General features: G+C 37.8%; 19 protein-coding genes. 13 read left to right on the top strand and 6 right to left on the bottom strand.

Annotated features, from left to right (window positions below; all coding sequences use genetic code 11):
* Positions 1-346 precede the first annotated feature (346 nt).
* Positions 347-1213 (top strand): hypothetical protein, encoded by an 867-nt coding sequence (locus tag IM793_RS05215; protein ID WP_193420051.1) that lies wholly within the window; start codon positions 347-349, stop codon positions 1211-1213.
* Between the two features lie 89 nt (positions 1214-1302).
* Here IM793_RS05215 and IM793_RS05210 read toward each other — a convergent pair whose 3' ends face one another.
* Together IM793_RS05210 and nudK are read right to left on the bottom strand one after the other, a co-directional pair.
* Positions 1303-2346 (bottom strand): NAD(P)-dependent alcohol dehydrogenase, encoded by a 1044-nt coding sequence (locus IM793_RS05210; RefSeq protein ID WP_193420050.1) that lies wholly within the window; start codon positions 2344-2346, stop codon positions 1303-1305.
* Between the two features lie 97 nt (positions 2347-2443).
* On the bottom strand, positions 2444-3022 hold the full coding sequence (nudK, locus tag IM793_RS05205) for a GDP-mannose pyrophosphatase NudK (RefSeq protein WP_193420049.1): 579 nt from the start codon (positions 3020-3022) through the stop codon (positions 2444-2446).
* A gap of 54 nt (positions 3023-3076) precedes the next feature.
* Here nudK and IM793_RS05200 point away from each other — a divergent pair, with 54 nt between their 5' ends.
* Entirely contained in the window at positions 3077-3829 is a 753-nt protein-coding gene (locus IM793_RS05200) for a DeoR/GlpR family DNA-binding transcription regulator (protein ID WP_193420048.1), read from the top strand.
* A gap of 8 nt (positions 3830-3837) precedes the next feature.
* Here the strand turns inward: IM793_RS05200 and IM793_RS05195 are convergent, their stop codons facing one another.
* Complete coding sequence (locus tag IM793_RS05195) at positions 3838-4014, bottom strand: hypothetical protein (protein WP_162800095.1); 177 nt, start codon at positions 4012-4014, stop codon at positions 3838-3840.
* Between the two features lie 287 nt (positions 4015-4301).
* On the opposite strand from IM793_RS05195, the gene pyrE reads away from it, so the two are divergent.
* From pyrE to IM793_RS05155, 8 genes are all read left to right on the top strand, one after another.
* Entirely contained in the window at positions 4302-4967 is a 666-nt protein-coding gene (pyrE, locus tag IM793_RS05190; RefSeq protein ID WP_121282983.1) for an orotate phosphoribosyltransferase, read from the top strand.
* 34 nt (positions 4968-5001) lie between these two features.
* Complete coding sequence (locus tag IM793_RS05185) at positions 5002-5400, top strand: SRPBCC family protein (RefSeq protein ID WP_132401461.1); 399 nt, start codon at positions 5002-5004, stop codon at positions 5398-5400.
* Between the two features lie 142 nt (positions 5401-5542).
* Positions 5543-8218 carry an alpha-L-rhamnosidase gene (locus tag IM793_RS05180; protein ID WP_193420047.1) on the top strand — a complete coding sequence of 892 codons (2676 nt, stop codon included), beginning with the start codon at positions 5543-5545 and terminating at the stop codon, positions 8216-8218.
* Positions 8219-8861: 643 nt separating this feature from the next.
* Positions 8862-11462: an ATP-dependent chaperone ClpB gene (clpB, locus tag IM793_RS05175; protein ID WP_193420046.1), complete on the top strand. Its 2601-nt coding sequence runs from the start codon at positions 8862-8864 to the stop codon at positions 11460-11462.
* Positions 11463-11629: 167 nt separating this feature from the next.
* Entirely contained in the window at positions 11630-13924 is a 2295-nt protein-coding gene (locus IM793_RS05170; protein ID WP_193420045.1) for a M60 family metallopeptidase, read from the top strand.
* Positions 13925-14050: 126 nt separating this feature from the next.
* Complete coding sequence (locus IM793_RS05165) at positions 14051-14704, top strand: outer membrane beta-barrel protein (RefSeq protein ID WP_193420044.1); 654 nt, start codon at positions 14051-14053, stop codon at positions 14702-14704.
* 11 nt (positions 14705-14715) lie between these two features.
* Positions 14716-15345, top strand: a complete 630-nt coding sequence (locus IM793_RS05160) for a hypothetical protein (RefSeq protein ID WP_193420043.1) — start codon at positions 14716-14718, stop codon at positions 15343-15345.
* 164 nt (positions 15346-15509) lie between these two features.
* Positions 15510-16160 carry an outer membrane beta-barrel protein gene (locus IM793_RS05155; protein ID WP_193420042.1) on the top strand — a complete coding sequence of 217 codons (651 nt, stop codon included), beginning with the start codon at positions 15510-15512 and terminating at the stop codon, positions 16158-16160.
* A gap of 205 nt (positions 16161-16365) precedes the next feature.
* Here IM793_RS05155 and IM793_RS05150 read toward each other — a convergent pair whose 3' ends face one another.
* The gene (locus IM793_RS05150) at positions 16366-17568 is read right to left on the bottom strand and encodes an MFS transporter (RefSeq protein WP_193420041.1); all 1203 of its coding nucleotides are present in this window, start codon (positions 17566-17568) and stop codon (positions 16366-16368) included.
* Positions 17569-17670: 102 nt separating this feature from the next.
* On the opposite strand from IM793_RS05150, the gene IM793_RS05145 reads away from it, so the two are divergent.
* Together IM793_RS05145 and IM793_RS05140 are read left to right on the top strand one after the other, a co-directional pair.
* A complete protein-coding gene (locus tag IM793_RS05145) occupies positions 17671-18228 on the top strand; it encodes an NADPH-dependent FMN reductase (RefSeq protein ID WP_193420040.1) in 558 nt (185 codons plus the stop codon).
* Between the two features lie 318 nt (positions 18229-18546).
* Positions 18547-19149, top strand: a complete 603-nt coding sequence (locus IM793_RS05140; protein WP_193420039.1) for an outer membrane beta-barrel protein — start codon at positions 18547-18549, stop codon at positions 19147-19149.
* 79 nt (positions 19150-19228) lie between these two features.
* On the opposite strand, the gene IM793_RS05135 is transcribed toward IM793_RS05140, so the two are convergent.
* Positions 19229-20881 carry a M28 family metallopeptidase gene (locus tag IM793_RS05135; RefSeq protein ID WP_193420038.1) on the bottom strand — a complete coding sequence of 551 codons (1653 nt, stop codon included), beginning with the start codon at positions 20879-20881 and terminating at the stop codon, positions 19229-19231.
* A 235-nt stretch (positions 20882-21116) separates the two neighbouring features.
* Positions 21117-23942: a S8 family peptidase gene (locus IM793_RS05130; RefSeq protein WP_193420037.1), complete on the bottom strand. Its 2826-nt coding sequence runs from the start codon at positions 23940-23942 to the stop codon at positions 21117-21119.
* A 122-nt stretch (positions 23943-24064) separates the two neighbouring features.
* On the opposite strand from IM793_RS05130, the gene IM793_RS05125 reads away from it, so the two are divergent.
* Positions 24065-24901, top strand: coding sequence for a M57 family metalloprotease (locus tag IM793_RS05125; RefSeq protein ID WP_193420036.1), 837 nt, complete (start codon positions 24065-24067; stop codon positions 24899-24901).
* Positions 24902-25068 lie beyond the last annotated feature (167 nt).

The following is a 25068-nucleotide window of genomic DNA, read 5'->3' as shown; positions in this document are numbered from 1 at the left end:
CTATATATTTTGCAATGCGCTAAAAGTAGAAAAATTGTTGGGTTATTTATAGGATATAAAAAAAGGTTACAACAATTAATGTTGTAACCTTATCTAAATTAACGCTCTCAATCAAAGATTGATGCAAGGCTCTCACCCCTTGCTTGCTACAAATATAGAACAATTTATTAAAGAGTTAAAAAAAATAAATATTTAATTCGATAATAAGCCTAAACAGCTAAGGCCATACACACTAGAATGTAAAAAAAATGGTTAGTAACATATATTCGAACATTCAGTTAGAAAACAACGGTGAATAATTCCCACAACGATAATATTTTTCATAATTTTAACCTTTTAATCTGCCATGCCCATACCTTCATTATCAGAAACAGATCTGGAAGCATACCGAATTGATCTTTCTAACCCGGAAAAATCAACGGGAGAACTCTTTATCACATTAACAGGGCTTTACCACCGCTTTGCCAACAATGAACAGCTGTTGGCTAGTTTCGAGTACGCAGCTGAACTGCAAAGTCTGGAAAATAGTTACGCTTCGAAAAAAGATCATTATAATAAAGAAATTACTGAACTTAAAAGGCAGTTTAAACAATTAGATAACCGTATTGTTGCAGCAGAACAAAAGCTTCGTCATGGTATCCCCGACGATTTGATGGTAATGGATAAAATTATAGCTGAGCAAGAATCTATCGTTGAGGATCAGGAAAAGCTTAACAATGCCGAATCATCTATCATAGAGCAGGTTAGAAAGATAGACATAGCACATGGAAAAGACCTCCAGAAGCTGGAACAGCAACAAAATAACAGGAATACTCCCCTTAACAGCAAACTTTCGGCTTTAAACGAACAGATAAAACAGGCTGAAAAACGCATTACACTAAAAGCAGGTGCGATATCAATTGTCGCCATTATTGGCATTCCTTTAATAATAGATATTGTCTTTGTATCATTAGGATTGCCGCCTCTGAGCAAAAATACCAATAACCTGATCTTCACCCATTATATCTTTTTAATCACACTGATCCTGGTTGAATTATTTCTCGCGGAAAAGATCAGAAGCAGGATTTCACGCACGTTGTCCATCTCCTACCTTCAAGATTCATTAAGTACGCTCCAAAATTTGCTTTTAAACAACAAAAAACAAATTTCCAAAGTAGAATCTGATCATAACAGCTCTATATCAGAATTTGTAAAACAAAATTACGTAGCCTAGGAGTTGATTTACCTGATAAACAAATAGGGATTAAAGACCTTTACTTCCAGTCTCTAACCCCTATTATTAAGTATTATCTGATATTTAGTCTACAATGTAGCCATATCAATCACAAACCTGTAACGTACATCACCTTTTTGCATTCTATCGTAGGCAGTTTGAATATCTTTCATATCGATCATTTCGATATCTGAAACGATGTTGTTCTCCGCACAGAAATCTAACATTTCCTGAGTTTCAGCAATACCGCCAATACCTGATCCTGCCAGGCTTTTTCTACCACCCAGTAAGCTGAAAGCTGCAATTTCTGCCGGTTTTGGTGGAACCCCCACACAGATATGTGTACCATTTGTCCTTAATAAAGAAAGGTACATGTTAAAATCATGCTCAGCAGATACAGTATCCAAAATAAAATCGAATGTACCTTTAGCTGCTTTAACCTGCTCAGGATCGGTAGTTACCACAAAATGGTGCGCGCCTAATTTTTTAGCATCTTCTTCTTTTTTAGGCGAAGTACTTAATACTGTTACTTCAGCACCAAAAGCCACACCAAATTTCACCGCCATGTGGCCTAAACCACCTAAACCCAATACAGCCAGTTTATGCCCTTTCCCTACTTTCCAGTGTCTTAACGGCGAATAAGTAGTAATACCTGCGCATAAAAGTGGCGCTACCGCAGCAAGATTTAATTTGTCTGATACATGAAGTACAAATTCTTCTCTTACGACAATTGTATCAGAATATCCACCATAAGTTGGTGTTTTACCATCTCTTTCCAAACCATTGTATGTTTGGGTATTTCCTTCTAAACAATATTGTTCTAAATCCTGCTTACAGTTTTCGCAAACCTGACAAGAATCTACCATACATCCTGTACCGGCAAGATCGCCCACCTTAAATTTCTTCACGTGATCTCCAACCTTTACCACCCTGCCTACAATTTCGTGACCAGGAACCATTGGGAATATTCCCGGGAACCAATCGTTTTTAATCTGGTGCAGATCTGAGTGGCAAACCCCGCAGAAAAGTATTTCGAACTGAACATCATGAGGCCCTACTTCCCGGCGCTCAAAATTCCACGGTGCGAGATCAGTTTCGGCATTTTGTGCCGCATATCCTTTTGTTGCTATCATAAAAATTTAAATTAATTAGACATAACAAATGTAAACAGCAGTTTGTTATGAACAGTTATACAATTCAAATAAATCATTGCAAAATTCAAACAATGCATTATCGCATCAATTCATTTAATTGAGCATATTGAAGGAGCATAATCGTTTTACCATCCTTTATCTCACCAGATTTCATCATTTCAAGCGCCTTTTCGAAGGGTATTTCTAAAACCTCTATATCTTCATTTTCTTCCTGCAGTCCTCCTCCATCGTGCAATTTCATCTCGTTTGAATATGCTGCAACAAAAAAGTATAATAGCTCGGTAACAGAGCCGGGTGACATATAGGCTTCGAAAACTTTCTCTACTTTATCGATTCTAAATCCGGTTTCTTCTTCCGTTTCCCGTTTGATACAATCTTCCGCATTATCCTGATCTAATAGTCCGGCACAGCACTCAATCAGGTAACCTGTATCATTACCATTAATAAATGTGGGCATCCTAAACTGACGGGTAAGTACAACCGTTTTAGCTTCTTTATTATACAATAAGATTGTGGCGCCGTTCCCCCTATCATAAGTTTCACGTTCTAAAACAGATTTAGCACCATCCATCCCACTCATCTCAAAAGTTACTTTTTTGAGTGTGTACCAATTATCGGATAATATTTGGGTATTGAGGATATTTATATTTTTCATGATGATTATTTTTGACTGATTATGATTAAATTTGATCGAATTAAATCATTATATATGACATTTCAAAAAAGAGCGTATAAAATTCTTGAACTTTTAGAAGCTTTTGGCGAAGTTGAGATCCGGCAGTTAAGCACTAAAATTGGTGTTTCTGAAGTTACTGTAAGAAGAGACCTGACCACTATGGCTGCCAACGGACTCCTCTACCGTACACATGGTGGTGCTATGAAAATAAGTGAAGTGATTAAGCCGGTTTCATTTGCGAATAAAGCGGCAGTAAATTTAAAAGCCAAAGATGCGATCTGTAGAAGGGCTGCAGCAGAAATTATGGATAGTGATGTTATATTTATCGATTGCGGAAGCACTGCCTTTAGGTTATGCCAGTTTATCAAAAACAAAAAAATAAAGGTAATTACCAATTCGCTACCGGTAGTAAATGAGCTGCAGCACAGCGCGGTTACCGTAAACCTTATTGGAGGTGAGGTTGATGCAGCAAGACAAGCCGTTCATGGAACTATGGCACAGGAACATATTGCCAGATACCATGCTTCTAAAGCCTTTTTAGGTGTAGATGGGATTACTGCTGAAGGATTGTATGCAGGTAGTGAGCACGAAGCTTCGAATACTTTGGCTATGGCATCGCAAAGCGATTGCGTTTATCTGCTTTGTGATTCCAGCAAAATAGGAAAAACATCTTATTTAAAATTTAATGATTTATCGCTAGTAAATATTTTAGTTACCGACTACAATGGGCCTGAAGTAAACGAATTCGGGGTTAAAGGGATATCAGTATTTTCGGTAAACGCTTAGGATTTTTATTAGGAGAACATTCCGTGCGTAATTTCTTCAACAGCATCATCAGCATAAAAAAAGATGGTAAAGAAACTTGGAGCCTGCGTAATTGCTAAAATATCTTCGCGTTTAATGTGGTTTTCGTTAATAAAACGAGTAAGGCGCTCGTGCGAGGAGAAATAATCGGATTTTAAAACTATCATAGATTAGGATATATAAATTAGGACGGCCAACTTTATCAATTGTTACACGCTACACAGCTTTAAACTAATCATAACTTATTTATAGTCTATTTTAAAACCTCGGTATTCTTTATCGTACTGATTTACAGGAAGTGACAATAAATAGCTTTTACCATCCATCAAAATTTCCAATATTTGTAGCATTAGGAAGTCGTTATTAATTCAAATCCAGATATTCTTCCCTCACTAAAAACAAAGTGACTTAATAAACGTTATGACAAACACAAATAAATCTGTAATTTTGAGCCATGTATAATAAAAGTGATATTGAATTAAAGGTAGCGGAATTTTTATTACAGATAAAAGCAATCAAATTACAACCAAATAATCCTTTTACCTGGGCATCTGGTTGGAAATCGCCGATTTATTGCGACAACAGAATTACCCTTTCCCACCCTCAGGTTAGAACTTACATCCGTCAGAAACTTGCACAGGCCATACAAGAAGAGTTTGGTTCGGTAGATGTTATTGCAGGTGTTGCAACAGCTGGAATTCCTCAAGGTGTTTTAGTGGCTCAAGAGTTGGGTTTACCATTTATCTATGTAAGAGCAAAAGCTAAAGAACATGGAACCGGAAGTTTAATTGAAGGAGAAGTGGTAGAAGGCCAACGTGTGGTGGTTATCGAAGATTTAATTTCGACCGGAAAAAGTAGTTTACAGGCTGTTGAAGCACTGAGAGCTGCTGGTTTATCGGTTGCTGGTTTAGCAGCAATTTTTACTTACGGTTTCGAAAAAGCAGATGAAAATTTCGCAGCAGCAAAATGTCGTTACCTAACCTTATCAAGCTATGGCGCTTTAATCGATTATGCTGCCGAACACAGCATTATTGCCAAGAGTGATATGGAATTATTAAGCAAATGGCGTTTAAATCCTTCAGAATGGGGACAAGGCCGAGTTTTGAGTTCAGAGTCCTAATTTTCGAGCAAAAAAAAATCTATACAAATATATAATGACTGTTATCGAAAGCACAGTAGAAGTTAATAAACCAGTTGCTGAGGTTTATACTTTTCTATCCAATATGAATAATCATCAGCAATTGATGCCGGAAAACATTTACAACTGGGAATCTACTGAAGATGATGCACGGTTTACCATCCAGAATATGGCAAAATTGGCCATCAAAATTTCGAGCCGGATTGAAAACCAGGAAATAATAGCGATTCCGAGTGAAAAAGCACCTTTTGATGTAGAATTAAAGTGGACTGTAGCAGATAACGGAAACGGAACAACGACGGCTAAACACATTATCTCAGCAGATTTGAACATGATGATGAAAATGCTGGCATCTGGTCCACTACAAAAACTGGCCGATCACCAAACGGAAAAATTGAAAGAAATCTTAGGATAGTATTTGATTACCACAGATTTACGTGTTTACACAGATAAATGAGACGAGTTGAACCTCGTCTTTTTTTATGCGTAAAAATTCCATTGCGTTCTCCTATCAGCACATTATTTTAATACCTTAGTTTTTGAATAACCTTTAAACTATGAACCTCAGATTTCTACTGGTAACTGCTTTAGTTTTTGCCCTTGCCCCTTTTTCCAAAACATTTGCTCAATCGCTTACCGCTTTAAAAACCGAATATCTGGCAAACCCGATCGGCTTGGACAATCCAAATCCGCGTTTTACATGGCAAATGAACGATGCCAGCCAGGGAGCCAAACAAACAGCCTACCGCATTCTTTTAGATACCGATTCGGCCACGCTTGTTAATGCCAAGGCAAAACTTTGGAATACAGGCTGGGTTAAATCAGATGATAATCTGGTTATTTATTCGGGTCAGTCACTAAAACCTTTTACTAAATATTATTGGAAGATTGATATTGCAGATGGAAGTCAAAGAAAATCAAACAAAGTATATATAGCCAGTTTTGAAACGGGAATGATGAAAATGGAAAACTGGCGTGGCTCGTGGATTTCGGATAACGAAAATACAAAACTTAAGCCTGCACCCTATTTCCGGAATACCTTTACCACAATTAAAAAAATCAAGTCAGCCAGAGCTTACATTGCTGCTGCTGGCTTATACGAGCTTTCTATAAATGGCAAAAAAATAGGCAATCACCGTATGGACCCAATGTATACCCGTTTTGATAGGCGTACATTATATGTTACCTACGATGTAACGAACGCCATTAGCAAAGGCAAAAATGCGATTGGCATCCTGCTGGGCAATGGATGGTACAATCACCAGTCAACCGCAGTATGGGATTTCGACCGCGCCCCTTGGCGCAACAGGCCAGCTTTTTGTCTTGATGTACGTATTACTTACGAAGATGGCACAACGGAAATCATTAAATCGGGTAAAGAATGGAAAACAACTTTAAGTCCGATTATTTTTAATAGTATTTATACCGCCGAGCATTACGACGCGCGTTTAGAAAAACCAGGATGGAACACCGCCGATTTTGATGATACAGGTTGGAAAAATGTGATCTATCGTTCAGCACCATCTAAAAACGTTGTTGCACAGGCCATGCACCCTATCCGCAATGTTGAAGAAATAGCCAGCAAAAGTCTAAGAAAGTTTAATGATACCACTTATCTGTTCGATCTGGGGAGGAATATTTCTGGCGTAAGTAAAATAACCGTAAGCGGTGCGGCAGGGACTGTTATGAAATTAAAACATGGGGAACGTTTATATGCCAACGGACATGTAGATATTTCCAATATTGATGCGCATTACCGTCCGACTGATGATACTGATCCTTTCCAAACAGATATCCTGATTTTAAACGGAAAAGGTGCACAAAGTTTTATGCCGCATTTTAACTATAAGGGTTTTCAATATGTAGAAGTAACCAGCTCTGCTCCCATTGAATTGAAAAAAGAAAATCTCACAGGTTATTTTATGCACAGTGATGTACCGGTTGTTGGTGATGTTAAATCTTCAGAACCAATCATTAATAAAATATATTACGCCACCAACAATTCTTATCTATCAAATCTTTTTGGCTACCCCACAGATTGTCCACAGAGAGAAAAAAATGGATGGACGGGCGATGCCCAGATTGCGATAGAAACTGGGCTTTATGGCTTTGATGGCATTACCATTTACGAAAAATGGCTTGCCGATCATAGAGATGAGCAACAACCAAATGGCGTATTACCTTCTATAATCCCTACAGATGGCTGGGGTTACGAATGGGGCAACGGACCAGACTGGACCAGTACCATTGCCATTATTCCATGGAATGTTTACCTTTTTTATGGTGATAAAAAACTACTTGCCGATTGTTACGAAAATATCAGAAAATACGTGAACCATATTGACGAAACCTACCCAACAGGTTTAACTACCTGGGGTTTGGGCGATTGGATACCGGTGAAATCTAAATCCCCAGTAGAACTTACTTCCACCTGTTATTATTATGCAGATGTAGTGATTTTGGCTAAAGCCGCCAAAATTTTAGGTAAAAATGATGATCATGTTAAATATACAGCACTTGCCAAAAAAATAAAGGATGCTTTTAATGCAAAATTCCTGAATAAAGAAAAAGGGATTTACAACACGGGTATCCAAACCGAAATGAGTGTTCCGTTATATTGGAAAATTGTTCCTGAAGAATCTGTTGCTTTGGTTGCCGAAAATTTAGCGAAACGTGTTGAAGCCGATGGTTTCCACCTGGATGTTGGATTATTAGGTACGAAAGCCATTTTAAATGCGCTAAGCGAAAATGGTTACAGCGATATTGCCTATAAAGTTGCGGCTCAAAAAACCTATCCAAGCTGGGGCTGGTGGATGGAAAATGGAGCCACCACTTTATACGAGAACTGGCCTATAGATGCAAAATCAGACATTTCGATGAACCACATTATGTTTGGAGAAATTGGTGCCTGGTTATACAAATCACCTGGTGGTATTAAGCCAGATGAAAAACAGCCTGGCTTTAAACATGTAATATTGGATCCACATGTTATGGAAGGCCTGAATTCTTTTGAGGCTAGTCATGTTGGTCCATACGGTAAAATTATTAGTGCATGGAAAAAAATCGATAACGGAATCAGGTATGATATCACCATTCCGGCCAACTCTACTGCAACCATTAACCTGCCGCTTACGCGTGGCATGGATATTTATGTAAATGGTAAGATAAACAACATTGGAAAAATAGATTTAGCGGCTGGTAAGTACATCATTGAACATAAAGCCCGAAAATAGTTTCGGATCTCGGTGGTTCTTAATGGTTTTATTCTTTTAATGTGTCATCCTGAGGGATAATATATTGTATAAAAATCAATATGAATGACAGATTTTTTAGTGAATTATAGGTTGCGAGGAATCGTCATTCCCAACTTGATTGGGAATCGTAATGCAAGCGCTTTAAGATTCCCGCCTGCGCGAGAATGACGGCCGTACTGATAGATTCTGTCATCCTGAGGCACGAAGGATCTTTAAGCGATAGATTACTGATTCATCGATTAATATTGCTTCAAGTCTTTACATTGTAGATAAAGATTCTTCACTGCGTTCAGAATGACACCAATGATTCCGCGTTAGGGATTGTAAGGGTTTAGTACCGATCCTTCATCGGTACCGGAGCGAAGCGGAGCCCTGAAAAGCCCGGGCCCTTGCGCAGCTTGGGTAACGCCCAAATCAATTGGCAGTTGGCAATTCTCACTACAAACCAATCTATTAAAGATTCTTCACTGCGCTCAGAATGACAGCAAGCGAAAACACGACAAATTTTCAGCACAAACCACTAAAAATCAGTAATTTAGTCACGTAATATAAAATCTTACCGCCAAAATTTCCGATTGTAAAACCAAAATTGTTATGGCATTTGTTTTGACCTAAGAGAGCTATGAACTTCAACAATTTTACCATAAAAGCCCAGGAAGCAATTCAACAGGCTTCTGAAATAGCCCAGGGCAATCAGCAACAGGCTATTGAAACGGCACACCTGCTTAAAGGTCTGCTTACTGTTGATGAAAACGTGGTTTCTTATGTTTTAAAGAAACTGAACGTTAACCTTAATTCACTAAATCAAAACTTAGATGCAGAGGTTGGCAAATTCCCGAAAGTGAGTGGAAGTAATGTCTATCTGTCATCAAATGCGAATAGCGTTTTACAGAAAGCGCAAACATTTTTAAAAGAGTTTAAAGATGAATTTGTCTCTGTAGAACATTTATTATTAGGCATCTTAGCCGTTAACGATAGCACTTCGAAATTATTAAAAGAACAGGGTGTTAATGAAAAAGACCTTAAAAAAGCCATTGTAGAATTACGTGGTGATAACCGGGTAACTGATCAGAATGCCGAGGCAACTTATCAGGCCCTGAGCAAATATGCAAGGAATTTAAACGAGTATGCCGAGAGCGGGAAACTGGATCCGGTGATTGGCCGTGATGAAGAAATCCGTCGGGTGATCCAGATTTTATCACGAAGGACCAAAAACAACCCGATTTTAATTGGTGAACCAGGTGTGGGTAAAACAGCCATTGCCGAAGGAATTGCCTTCAGGATTATTAAAGGTGATGTACCTGAAAACTTAAAAAGCAAAGTAGTGTATTCGCTTGATATGGGCTCGCTTATTGCCGGCGCAAAATATAAAGGCGAATTCGAAGAGCGTTTAAAAGCTGTAGTTAAAGAAGTTACGCAAAGCGACGGTGAAATCGTACTGTTTATTGATGAGATCCATACCTTAGTGGGGGCTGGTGGCGGCGAAGGCGCAATGGATGCAGCGAATATTTTGAAACCTGCCCTTGCCCGTGGAGAACTGCGTGCCATTGGTGCCACAACTTTAGATGAATACCAGAAATATTTAGAAAAAGATAAAGCATTAGAGCGCCGTTTCCAAAAAGTAATGGTTGAAGAACCTGACACCCAGGATGCCATTTCTATCCTTCGTGGATTAAAAGAACGGTACGAAACCCACCATAAAGTAAGGATTAAAGATGAAGCCATTATCGCGGCTGTTGAAATGAGTCAGCGGTATATTTCTGATCGTTTCTTACCGGATAAAGCCATCGATTTAATGGATGAGGCTGCATCTAAATTGCGCATGGAGATGGACAGTGTGCCTGAACATGTGGATGCTTTAGACCGTGAAATTATGCGTTTAGAAATAGAACGCGAAGCGATTAAACGCGAAAAAGATGATAGGAAGGTTAAAGAACTTTCAGAAGAAATTGCCAATCTATCAGCAGAGCGTGATGAATTTAAAGCCAAATGGCAAGGTGAAAAAGACCTGGTAGATGCAGTAAATAATGAATTAGAGCAAATTGAGCACTATAAATTAGAAGCAGAACAGGCAGAACGTGCCGGAGATTATGGCAAAGTGGCCGAAATCCGTTATGGAAAAATTAAAGAGGCCCAGGATAAAGTTGAAAAACTTAAAGCCGATTTAGAAAGCCAGCAAAGCGATAGCCGCATGCTGAAAGAAGAAGTTACGGCTGATGATATTGCAGGTGTGGTTGGCCGTTGGACAGGTATTCCGGTTACGAAACTGATTGCCAGTGAGCGGGAAAAATTGCTTCACTTAGAAGAAGAGTTACACCAGCGCGTGGCTGGTCAGGACGAAGCAATTGAAGCCATTTCTGATGCCATCCGCCGCTCACGTGCAGGCTTACAGGATAAACGCAAACCAATAGGCTCTTTCATCTTTTTAGGTACTACTGGTGTTGGTAAAACGGAACTTGCAAAAGCCCTTGCCGAATTTTTATTCAACGATGAAAATGCACTCACCCGTATCGATATGAGTGAATACCAGGAGCGCCATGCTGTTTCGCGTTTAATTGGAGCGCCTCCAGGCTATGTTGGTTACGATGAAGGCGGTCAGTTAACAGAGGCCGTTAGACGCAAACCTTACTCGGTGGTATTGCTTGATGAGATTGAAAAAGCACACCCTGATGTATTTAATATCCTGTTACAGGTATTGGATGACGGCCGTTTAACCGATAATAAAGGAAGAACGGTGAATTTTAAAAATACCATCATCATCATGACCTCTAACATTGGTGCACATTTAATTCAGGATAACTTTAAAAATTTAAGCGACGAAAACCGCGATGAGGTAGTTGCCAAAACCAAAAACGAATTGTTTGAGGTATTGAAACAGACCATTCGTCCGGAGTTTTTGAACAGGATTGATGAGCTGATTATGTTTACCCCGTTAAACCGTAGCGAAATCAGAAATATTGTAAGCTTACAGTTTAAACAGGTACAGCAAACATTGGCCGAAATGGGTATAGAGATGGATGCCAGTGATGAAGCTTTAGATTGGCTGGCACAATTGGGTTACGATCCGCAGTTTGGTGCCAGACCGTTAAAAAGGGTCATTCAAAAAAGAATCTTAAATGAGTTGTCGAAAGAGATATTAGCGGGTAAGATAGATAAAGACAGCAAAATTAAGTTAGATATGTTCGATCATAATTTTGTGTTCCTGAACCAAAACGTTGATTAATACATTCCGATCAAATCCCGTCTCAATTAAATTGGGGCGGGATTTTTTTTGTTATAAATTTTAAATGCCTAGGGAAAAGAACAGGCATATTTTAGCTTTTTTTAACATACGCCCTGTTGTGACAGCAATTTTAGATGCTTAAAATTGTAATATACAAGCTCTTAAAAATGAATCTAAAAACCTATCTGCTTTTAATTCTGGTATTCCTCACCAGTCATGCCTTCGCACAAAATTTTCAAAAATCAGCACTTTTAAAAGGCATCAATACGCTACCTATGCCTGATACGGGCAAATTTGTTTCTGCGTTCTTTAGCACTAATGAAGAACCTAATATCGTAGCCACACATTTGCTTGCCCCGCAGGTTGATGTTTTAGCAACGATAATTATGACTAGCACCCTCGGTAAAGGACAGATTTTTGCCATAGGCTCATCCGAGTATTTTGAAAGCAAATTATTGAGCGATCAAAATGTCCAAAAATTATTAAAAAACATACTCAAAAATGTAAGCACTCATTCTAAAAAACTTAAAATAGCTGTAACCAAATCTGCAGATCCTGCCTTAATTAGTTTCTTAAAAGCCAATAAAGCGAGAGTTTATATTGCTGAAAACGCCAAATTTCAGTCCAATACCAGTTTATATTTTTTAACAGAAGATATTAAGGATACAACCGCACAACAAAAAATCGAAAAATATATAAGGGATGGCGGTCAACTCATTTATGGCTCCCCCTATCCGGGTATTTTTAAACATCGCGACCAAACTAAATCCTACCTCAACGACCTTGTTAAAATAAACAGTTTGCTAAGCAAGGCAGGGATATTTAATGCCTATACTTTAATTCAGGCAAATCACATTAACGACACCTTAAATTTAAAAGATGTTCCTTTTTATCTTAGTGTGAAATCTATCTTTAAGCAGTTGGCAAACCCTGCTTTTAAAGCCATTGATCCAACAGAATACGCTTATGGAATAGAGCCAAATTTTGAACTTACCTTTTCAAACAATGCTGATACCAGTCAAATTATTAAAAAGTTAAAATCCATTTTAGCAATTAGTGATACATTAGCTGTTCCAACGCTCAAAAATCCACTTGATATTTCCACACCAGCAAAAAAAGCAGGTTATCAATTTTCAAAATATCTTTTTGACAAAATCCATAATGTAGATAAAGCAACAGATTTTGTTTATCCAGAAAGTAAGGTTTTTCCAGGCAGAGTGCCTCAAAACGCAAAACGAACTGTTGAGCAAATCAATATAGATGTGAAAGTTGGCTCACAGGGGTTAGCTGATCCCTATCCTGATTATTTCAGGCTGCATAGTACCGGGGTTTACGTACCAGCAGGTGAGAAAGTCAGTATTGTGGTCAATCCTAAATACAAAAACCAATATTTAAAAGCTCAAATCGGGATCCATAACGACGATTTAAAACACTTGGATAATCTGGTAAGATCAGGTTTCGATCTAACAATATCATTTGAACTGGAAAAAGATACGACAATCATTTTTTCACCTTATGGCGGATTGTTGTACATTAGAATTCCAGACAGTTCCTCACTTAAATCGATAGGTATTACCGCAAGTGGTGTGGTTAAAGCACCTTATTACAAGTTAGGAAAAAATACCCTTGCTGAATGGGAAACGATCAAAAATAATCCTGCGCCATGGGCAGAACTTGCTACCAATAACATTATTCTTACCGTTCCGTCCTACCGGATTAAAAACTTAGAAAATCCTGAGTCGTTATTAAAATTATGGGATCAAATAATGGATGCAGACGCCGATTTAGCCATTATTAGTAAAACCAGAACACATCCCGAAAGAATAGTCATTGATAATCAGGTTGCTTATGGTTATATGTTTACGGTTTGGGATAAAATTGTGGCCCCCGACGATGAAAGTTGCGAATTGATGCTAAACGAAAAAATACTGAAAGAAAAAGGAAGCTGGGGCCATTTCCACGAGTTAGGCCATCGCCATCAATTTTGGGGTCTTGATATGGATGAAGTTAGTGAAGTAACCACCAATCTTTACACCATATACGTATATGATAAAGTATTAAAAAAGGGCTTATATAATCACGATGGAATTGCAAGCAGAGATAAAGTAAAGGAGAAAATCCATAATTATCTTCAAAACCAGCCTACTTTTGAAAAATGGGGAAAGAGTCCCTTTACCGCTTTATGCATGTACATCCAAATTATTGAACATTTTGGATGGGAGTCTATTATCAAAGCCAATAAAATATACCGGGAAATGGACCCGAGAAAATACTACGACCATCCGCTGAGTAACCAACAACGGATCGATCTCTGGTATACAACCATCTGCAAAACTACTAATGCCAATTTATCTTCCTTTTTCGAAGTCTGGAAAATACCTGTGAGTGAAAAAGCAAAAAACGATACACGCAACTATAAAACCTGGCTACCAACCGAGCTTGTTGCTTTTCTTCCACATTAACGCATATTATCCCATAGCTAAATCTCCGGGATTTTTTATTTAAAAAGTAACTAACACGATAGTTACTTTTTTTGCTTTTTGTTTCAATAATGATTATTATTGATTACACACAAAAACACAAATAAAATGAAACCTAAATTAATCATCATGGCGCTGCTATGCGCCGTCAGTTGGCGCAGCTATGCCCAAACTGAAAAAGGAACAGGCTTTGTTGGCGGAAGCCTTAGTTTTGGAACTTCCAAACAAAACAGCTCATCACCCAGCTTAAACACTTTTACCTTAACGCCCAGGGGAGGATATTTTTTAGCCGACAATTTTGCCATAGGCTTGGAAATCCCCTTAAATCTTTCAAAACTCAGGGGTGAAAATTATATCGCATGGAATGAAGAATACGGATATTACGAAGAACAGCTTGGAGTAAAGGAATTTAGCTTTGGTTTTTCACCTTTCGTACGCAAATACATCGACGTTAAAGACCGTTTTAAGTTTTTCATGCAGGCAAACCTACTCCTACAGGTAAATACTTTTAACCGCATTGATGATGAAGGTTACCTGATCCGAACAGATGCTAAAATAAAGGGATGGGGCGCAAGTATAAGTCCTGGCTTTAGTTATTTTCTATCAAAACATGCTGCATTGGAGTTTTCATTGCCCGTTGTAGCTTTCTTCCATCAAAATTACTATGCTGAAGAATCGCTTTACAACTATGATAAAACCAATAACCTAAGGCTCGCCCTGCAGAATTTCACACCAACATTTACTTTCAATTATCACTTCTAACCTTCAATAAAATGAAAAATATATTTAGCCAGCTAAACTTAAAGGTTTTAAGCTTAACCCTACTTTTAACTTATGCATTTTGTGTAAAAGCACAAACTACAGCAAACACAGAATTAAAATATTATAAAAGCATTTTCCCTGAAGAAAACGGAAAGATCAAATCAATTGGTAATACCAATTTTGAATACTACAAAAGCATTTTCCCCGAAGAAAATGGAAAGATTAAATCCATTGGAGATAAGAAATTTGAATATTACAAAAGTATTTTTCCAGAGGAAAATGGTAAAATTAAATCTATAGGTGATAAAAAAATTGAATATTCCAGAAGCATTTTTCCTGAAGAAAATGGAAAAGTCAAATCAATCGGAGATATGCCTATCGAATATTATAGAAGCATCTTCCCTGAGGAAGATGGAAAAATCAAATCAATTGGTAATGTTACCATCGAATATTACAGAAGCATTTTCCCTGAAGAAAACGGGAAGATCAAATCAATTGGCGGTGCCCAGATCGAATACTACAGAAGCATTTTTCCAGAAGAAAATGGAAAACTCAAATCAATTACAGGCGAAATAGGTAGCGACTTCAATTTCTCTCCTACTGAACTTTATTACTTTATCCTGAATGCAAATTTAAAGTAAAATACGATCTATTCATTTTTATTACCGAACACCGATCTAATAATAAGGTCGGTGTCTTTTTTTTTTTAAACTGATAATCAAACCATTAGCACAAAAACAACTAACAACATAGTTTTATTTCATTTTTTTATTTTATCATTGGATACACAAAAACACAAATGAAAATGAAAAAACAATTATTAACGCTGGTAGCGGTATGCGCTATCACTATGGGAGCCAATGCTCAAACAGAAAAAGGAGACAACTTAATTGGAGGTAGTTTAAGTATTTCTTCGTCAAAAACTGAATCGGCAAATTACGAAAAAAGAAATTTTTATGGCATCAATCCAAGTTATGCGCACTTCTTTTCTAAAAATTTAGCTATTGGACTAATAGCAGGTGCCAGCTATAGTAAAAATCTGAATAATAATTATGATTCCTACTATAACATAACTACCACAAGAACAAGTAAACAAAAAAGTTTTTCAGTTGGCCCTGTGGTAAGATATTATATAGATATTATTGATAAACTTAAAGCCTTTGGCCAGTTTAGTGGAACAATTGGGTTTGTAAAAACTGACGAAACTTACAGTGGCCCTTATAACTACAACCTTACGCCTAATACAAAATTTACGCAATACAATGCGTCCTTAAGACCAGGATTTGCATTTTTTCCTACTAAAAAACTTGGTATAGAACTTGGCTTTTCTCTGCTATCATATAATAAAATTGATGATGATGGTCAATCGCCATCAAATACCTGGTACAAAGCAGAAGCATTTGACTTTGGTTTTAATACCTTTAACCCTTTTCTAGGATTTAATTTCCACTTCTAAACGCATAGAGGCTGTCGAACGCTATACATAAAATCATAGCTGTTCCCTAATAGGTTACCATTGATACATTTCAGTAGAAGGTTCGTCATTCCCGCGCAGACGGGAATCTTAAAGCTTATTGCATTAAGATTCCCAATCGAGTTGGGAATGACGATTTTTCGTGGCACTTTAATTTGCTAAAGTTCCTTGTTATCCATATTAATTTCTATTTCTTCTTCGTTTCAATATTCGGCAAGAATCCGGTTAACAAACCGATCAAAGGCAGAAACGCACAAATATTAAATACATATTCGATACTGGTAGAGTCTGCTAATTTACCCAACAAAGCCGATCCGATCCCACCCATACCAAAGGCAAAGCCAAAAAACAAACCCGCAACTAAACCTACCTTTCCGGGAATTAATTCTTGTGCGTAAACCAGAATTGCAGAGAAAGCTGATGCCAATATCATTCCAATAGGAACAATAAGCACACCCACCCAGAACAAACTGGCATGTGGTAATAATAATGCAAATGGAGCGGTACCCAATATAGATGCCCAGATTACGTATTTCCGTCCTATTTTATCGCCTATTGGCCCACCCAATAATGTTCCGGCAGCTACCGAGAATAAGAATACAAATAAATAAATCTGTGAGGTTTGCACCGAAACATGAAATTTATCGATGAGATAAAAGGTGAAATAATTGGTTAAACTCGCCATGTAGAAATATTTCGAGAAAATTAACAAGAGTAAAATGCACACCGAAAAGATCACCTTCCCTCTCGAAAATTGATTAACAACAGTTTGAATATTGATCTTTTTACTTCTCGAAAGCATAAATCCTTTGTACCAATTGCCAACATAGGTTAGAATAACAATAGCCAAAAGTGCAATTACTGAAAACCAGATCACGCTGAACTGCCCATATGGTACAATAATCCAGGCCGCCAATAGTGGACCTAAAGAACTACCAGCATTGCCTCCCAACTGAAAAACAGATTGTGCCAATCCCCTCTTTCCTCCAGATGCGGCATGCGCCATCCTTGAGGCTTCCGGATGAAATATAGAAGAACCTATCCCAATAAAACAAACTGAAATTAATATGGTATAAAAATGAGTTGATTGGGAAAGCGAAACTAAACCGATCAGGGTAAATCCCATCCCTATTGCAAGCGAATATGGTTGAGGCTTTTTATCCGTATATAAACCCACAAAAGGCTGTAACAGCGATGCGGCTAACTGAAAAGTTAAAGTAATTAGCCCGATCTGCGAAAAACTTAAACGATAACTGGTTTTGATGATCGGGTAAATTGCAGGAATTAATGATTGTATGGTATCATTTAATAAATGTGAAAAACTTAAAGCAAAAAGGATCGGAAAAACGGTTTTTTCAATAATTGAAGTGGTAGTCGTATTCTCAGTCATTATGGTACATTAAACGCCAAAAATAGTGATTATAAATTTTTAAACTACACGATATGTCCTTGCAAAAACCAAACATTTTGATAAAGTTCTGGTTTAATAGCTATGGAAAAGAACAGAAAAATTGTTGGTTTATGCGGAAGCTTAAGAAAAGGATCTTACAATGCGATGTTACTTAAAGTGGCAGGCGGGTTGATCCCCGAAGTTATCGAATTTGAAATTGTGGCCTATGATGACATCCCCGTTTATAATGCCGATCATGATTTGCCTGAAGTTGGAGAAAGACCGGCAAGCGTGGAGAAATTCAGAGATGCTTTAGCTGCTGCAGATGCTTTTATCATTGTTTCTCCAGAATATAATTATTCTATTCCTGGTGGTTTGAAAAATGCCATCGATTGGGCCAGCCGCGGCAAAGATTCGCCATTGATGCATAAACCTGTTGCGGTAATGGGTGCTACCCAAGGCATGTGGGGAACCGTTAGAATGCAAATGGCATTTTTGCCTGTTTTTACATTCCTGAATATGAATCCGGTTTTACAACCAGAAGTTTTAATCGCACAGGCGCAAAATAAATTTGATGCTGAAGGAAATCTGACAGATGAGAAGAGCATCGATATTATTAAAAAGAAAATAGAAAATTTAATTTCTGCCTGTAAGGTTTAATCAAAATAGCGCGAAGGTTTTTCCAAAAACCTGCCATTTCTGCTACCCTAAAATCTGACATTTATACAAAAAAAGTCAGATTGTCAATTTGTCATGCCTAAAAAATTAATCAATCGATTGATTTTTCGTCACGCGAAAATAATATTGAATTAACATTAAATTTACATCTGTTTGTGCATTAAGCAGTTGAGCAAAAACTGATTTTTTGATGACGCAGACAAAGTTTTCTGGCACAAGTGTTGACTTTTATTCAAATATAGTCAGAAATTAAAAAAGTAAAACTGACTATATTTTAATCACAAATAAATAATAAAAAAGATGAAAAAACTATTATTATCTTTAGTAGCAGTAGCAGGTTTAGTTTATGGTGCACAAGCACAAACTGAAAAAGGAAATTTTATGTTAGGTGGTAACGTAGGTGTAAACTCGACAAAAGTTGACGGCGCTCCAAAAGCAGATTTCAGCTTTAGCGTATTACCAAGTGTTGGTTATTTTATCAGCGATAATTTTGCAATTGGTACGGGTGTTGGTTACGAATACGATAAAAAAGTAAGCGACAAAACTCAAGAAGGTACCTTTAAAGTTGCTCCATTTGGCCGTTACTATGTTGGTTTATCAGATCAATTTAAATTCTTCGGACAATTATCAGTACCATTGGCATTTGGCGAGTTAAAAGCAACTGACGCTAACGGCGATAACGCTGTTAAATTGGGTACTACTACTAAAATCGGTGTAGAACTTGCTCCAGGATTTGCATTTTTCCCAACAAAAAGAATCGGTATCGAACTTTCGGTTAAAGGTTTAAGTTATGAAAACTATACTTTAAAAGCAGAAGGTACAGGTGCTAAATTAAAAACAAACACTTTCGGTTTAAACGCTGATACTTTCTCTCCAAGATTAGGTGTACAGTTCTACTTTTAATTAATTCTCCCTTAAGGGAACTTAATAAAATGACTTTTTTTCGAAGAGCGTCCCGGTTTAACATCGGGACGCTTTTTGTTTACTTCTTTTCTCTGATGGTTTTAAATTCCGATCCGACTTTCCATTTCGGATACGAAGCTTCATTACTGATGCGATACCCCATATCAAAAAGCATTCGAACATCTTCTACAATGCCTGATAAATCCCATGTTTTGGCATCGAAATTATCTTGTGGCGAATGGTAACGGAATTTGGTAAAATCGGCCACCTGCTTTAATCCCCATGTTCTGCCGTTTTTGATGTTATCTACACCCGAACCGGTAAATAATGAAGGTACACCAACCTTTGCCAAATTAAAATGATCGGATCGGTAATACAAACCAGATGATGGAACGGGATCTGGCACGATTACACGCCCCTGCTTTTTAGCGGCTTCCGCAGCATAATCTTCCAGTTCTGACTGACCAAAGCCATACACCACAATATCTTTCGTTTTACCTGCTATGCCCATCATATCCATATTGATGTTGGCAACGGTTTTATCTAATGGAAAAACAGGATGTTTGGCATAATACTCAGATCCTAAAAGACCTTGCTCTTCTGCTGTATAAGAAATAAACAAAATGGTACGTCCAGGTGCTTTGGGTAACTTTTTAAATGCCGAAGCAATTTCGAATAAAGCTGCTACACCTGTTGCATTATCAACCGCTCCGTTATAAATAGAATCGCCTTTTACTTTCTCTCCTACACCCAGATGATCCCAGTGTGCCGAATAAATAAGAGCTTCATCTTTACGTTTATCGCCCGGTATTTTAGCCAGAACGTTATAAGTAACCGATTTCTTGATGGTATTTTTAACTTTTAGTGAGGTGGTAATATTTAAATCAACAGCCTTAAAACCTTTTTTCCGGGCACTTAAAGCCAATTGATCGAATGATTTTCCATCCAATGCGAATAGTTGTTTGGCCTTATCTAAAGTAATCCAGCCTTCTACCACAGCTCTGCTCATTCCATTATCTTCGCTTTGCAGGGTAAGTTTAGATTTCGACCAACCACTTCGGACAACTGTCCACGGATAAGCCGCTGGCTCGGTATCATGAACAATAATAATCCCTGTTGCTCCCTGACGGGCCGCTTCTTCAAATTTATAGGTCCATCTGCCGTAGTAAGTCATATTTTTACCTTTAAACAAAGTAGCATCTGCAAAACCAGGATCATTAATCAACACTACTACCGTTTTTCCCTTTACATCAAGGTTCGCATAATCGTTCCAGCCAAATTCCGGAGCTACGATACCATATCCTGCAAAAACAAGTTGTGAGTTATTCATGCTCACTTCATCTTGCACACGACGGGTACCAGCAACGAAATCAGTTAAATAATTTAATGTTAGCGAAGCATTTTTCCCTTTCAATACCATTTTATCTTCAGGTACTGATTTAATTTCTACCATCGGTACCTCCTGAAAGAAACTATCTCCATTGCCGGGCTGCAGGCCTAGTTTTTCGAACTGAGTTTTGAGGTAATTAATGGTTTTGGTTTCGCCATTGGTAAAGGGTTTTCTTCCCTCCAAACTATCAGCAGCAATAACAGATAAATATTGGGTTAAACTCGAGTCATTAATGGCTTTTATGGCTAAAGAATCGGCATTACCATCAGCGCTTTTTGCGCTTTGCTTGCAGGAACTAAAGAACAGAATTGCGCAACTGGAAAGTAGAAGGAGTTTTTTCATTTTAAAGGATTTTTTTCAAATATTAATCACATTTGCTGAAAAATACAAAGAAATTAGGAGTTTCTGTGCTTATAACCCCAAATTTGTGGGTCTCCCGCTGATCTAGCAGATTTACGCAGACTAAGCTTTAAGCATCCTTAATTCTAAATTTCAGCGTTTATCATCTTAAATCTGCGGGAACAAACATATGCCTCCAGTTAACCACAAAGATTTACGCAAAACTGTATAGTTAGAGTTATTTCTTAATCAATTTAAATTTCTTCAATTGCTGCCCATTTTTATTAATCACCCCTACATAAACACCTGTTGATAAAGCATTAAGTGCAAATTTATTCGAACTTGTGGCTTTTTCTTCGAAAACTTTCTGCCCTAATATGTTAAAAATAGACAGAGTATAATCTTCAAATGATCCGCTCAAAATGGTTAAATAATCAGCTACAGGATTAGGGAAAAAGGAAAACTCATTCTCCTTTAGGATAACCACCGATACCAGATCGCTTTGTATCTGACCGTTAGCCGTTTCGAAAGTAACACGATAAAACTGGATTCCGGCTTTCGGCTTATCATCAAAAGTGGTATAATTAAGCTGATTTGAAATGGGTTTCGTCTGCGCTAAAACACTAAAAGTATTTGGACCTGTCAGTTTTTCCCAGATGATGTTCTTTAAATCCAAAGTAGTGCCTATGCTCAGGTCAATTCTTATCCGCTGATCATCGGCCACTGATGCGAATAAATTTCTCACATAACAGGCAATTCCTTGCTGGGTATAATCAATCGTATAACTTTTTAAGCCAGTAAAATCTGTACCGTTTGCCGCTACAGCAAAATATTTGCTATTAATCTTGCTTGCATTAAGCTTAACCAAGGTATCAGCAAGCGTTAAAACCGGAGAAAGGATATTATCTGCAATATTATACAAAGTATAATCTTTTGCGCCAGGCTGTGGGTTCCAGCTAAGCACCAAACCATCTTTACAAAAATAGCCAACGCTTAATATCCTGGGACTGGAAATAACAAAGGGCTGGCTCAATATTACATTTCCTTCCACTTCCATTTTTATCATTGCTTTAACAAACAGATCTGGTGGATTCCAATGGTAAAAGCCTGTACTTAAATCGACGCCCGAAGCAATTGATTTCCATGTAATACCTCCATCATAACTCACCAGCAAGTTCCCCGTTTGGCTTGTATAGGTATTTTCCCAACGGATATAATTATCTTCATAGGCAAAAAAGTATTCGTTTTTTCCAGGACTAATAAAGGAAAAAGTGTTTTTGAACGTATAACGATAAGCCAATGCGAAGGGCTGGTTATTACCTTGTTCGATCCTATTGCCTTTGACATGAATAGTATAAGCACCTGTTGATGGATTATCAAGGGTAATTTGCTGTACATTATTGATTAGGTCTGCCTTACGCACTGCCGGTTTTGAAAGGGAATCTAAATGAGGAAAACTGCTTAATACCCAAGGCAGAATTTGGCTCCCCGTGGGAGTTTCTAGACTTAAATCTAATCCATTAACCAAACTTTGTGCTGCATTTACAACAGCAGGAGGATCGTTCCAGGCAATAGTCAGTTTCACTTCGGCTACATTCGCCGGAATAGTTAAGGGAATAAGCAAATCCTGATTTTTGGCCACTTCGTATAATGATGCCCTGTTTTCATCTAAAGTTTTTAACGATTGAGCTACATTGAGTTTTCCATAGCCGTACACAAAATCAACCTGCGGTGTGCCTAAATCGTCGGCAGCATTAATCACTGTTGCCCTAATGAGTGATGCAGAAGGTGCTTTTTTATATTTCTGCTGGTAAAATTGTTCGAGCAAAGAGATAGACCCGCTTGTAATTGCTGCAGCGCCTGATGTTCCGTCTTCACCTAAAGCAACAAGTTCAGGTTTTACGCGACCATCGTATGCAGGCCCCTTACTGCTCAGATTTTCAGAAATATTTTCTCTGTTGATCCCTCCTATCACCAATAGATTTTTCGCCTGCTTAAAATTACCCGTTAAATTGGCACGGGCAGTCATCCCCTGATAAAACCCCACTGAAGGTGTGCTTGTTCCTTTATTTCCCGCAGAAAAAACGTGGATCAAGGTATCCGTTTCGAAGATCTGTTTATCGTATGCTGCAGCCTCTATTCCGTAATCGTTATCAACATCGGTACCATAAGAATGATTTTGGACGCGAACCTGGAGTTTATTTAAATCAGTAATCAGGTCGGGCATCAGATTAGTAAAATCAGAATAGGCAAGTTTGGCCTTTGGTGCTGCACCTAAACCCCGGATAAAGGAATTACCGTTTCCTAAAGCTAAAGTTGCCATAATGGTAGCATGAGTGGTAGGCGTTTTGCCAATGGTAGCTCCGGTAACCGTTTTGCCCAATAAATCAAGATCGGTAGCATCGTACATCCCTTCTTTAAAAGAAACATTTATACCTGCACCATCAATGCCAGGGAAAAGATTTCTGGCATTAGAAATTTGATTTAAAGTCAGATCGAGTCCATTTATAACCTCCTCCTCTTTGGCAACAGGTAAAATATCGGCATATAAAATATCGTTAAGCTCCAACAACAACATTAAATCGCTTGATGACAGGTGAACAGTACAGATGTGATTTACAGTATCGGTTGATTTTATCTTTAAACCTGCAACAGCCTTGGGTAACGCATTTATATTTTTGAAGGCTAGTCGAACCAGGATAGAATCGTTCCTTTTATTGCTTTTATTCAGCACCTTCATCAATCTATCACTAACCTTCCAAAGTCCGTTGGCTTGTTCCTGGTAAATTATAAGGTTTGAAAAATTAGAAATATTCGATTTTTCGACGATAAAATAATCGCCTGAAAGACTTTTTTGGGGTTTCAATAATTGAATTTCTGATGCTGTTAAGGTGCGGTTGAACCTGACCAGAACAGGCTGATCGGCGCCCAATTTTACAGAATTTCCTGTTTTTGAAATATATTTTTCATTTTTTTTCTCTATTCCGCCAGGTTGTACCTGTGCGTTTAAACCAAGAACAGACAGACAAAAAACTAAAACTAAATATACATTAATGACTTTCAAATATTATTTTATTATAAATTTTTGTTTACATGGTTTATCTTCCCTAAATTAGGATTTATAAGGTAATCCACAAACATTATTAACTAACTAATTCAACCTAAACTAATTTAATTCTAACTAAGATGAAAACAACTAATTTTTTATCGATTGCAGCAGCATGCCTTCTATTCACAAACCTATACTCTTGTAAGAGTAATAATACAGAAAATGCAGTGGTGGGCAAGACTGAAATTTCAGCAGACAAGTTATCACAGATCAAATCCTTAGGCTTCAGTACCGACAATATCCGTAAGATAGATGAAGGTTATCTGGTGGAAGGCGATATCCTTTTAACTGATGACAATTTAGCTGAACCTTCTACTGATGCAAATTTAAATATTGCCGAAACTGAACAGTACCGAACCACAAACCTGGTTAAATCGTTGCCACGTGTAATAACAGTATCGGTAACCAATTTGCCTCAGGTATATAGCGATGCTGTAAACACCATGATTTCGAGATACAACTCTTTGGGTTTACGTATCACTTTCCGCAGGGCTAACGCCGGAACAACCGGAAACATTAATGTGGTAGGTTTTAACGAAGGTCCGAGCGGTGGTTTTATTACATTAGGTTCTGCTGGTTTCCCTACTTCATCAGGTCAGCCTTTTAACCAGATCAGAATGAACACCAATTCTGCTGCATATGGTTCTAATCCTAATTTGCTGTACCTGGCTTCAGTAATCCAGCATGAAGTTGGCCATTGCATCGGTTTCCGTCATACAGATTATATGAATCGTGCTTTTAGCTGTGGTTCAAGTGGTGCAGGCAATGAAGGCGCATCGAATGTTGGCGCTGTAAGAATCCCAGGAACGCCTTCTAATCCTGATGCAGCTTCATTCATGTTAGCTTGTTCTAACGGTGGCAACCGCACTTTCAATGCAAATGATGTAATTGCTGTAAATTACCTTTACAAATAAAAGCCATTAACGGATTACCTTAACAGATCAGAAGCCCCGAAAATTTCGGGGCTTTTTTGTTTGACTCTTATTAAACAAGTTACTATTTAACCACAGATGCACACAGATCAACACGGATTGAATCTATGTTCATCCATTTTATCTGTGGTTAAATAAAAAACAGAATG

This window comes from Pedobacter sp. MR2016-19, from assembly GCF_014947265.1.
GTDB lineage: Bacteria > Bacteroidota > Bacteroidia > Sphingobacteriales > Sphingobacteriaceae > Pedobacter.
The sequence above is the reverse complement of the archived record's forward strand: the minus strand, read 5'-3'. Positions and strand labels throughout refer to the sequence as shown.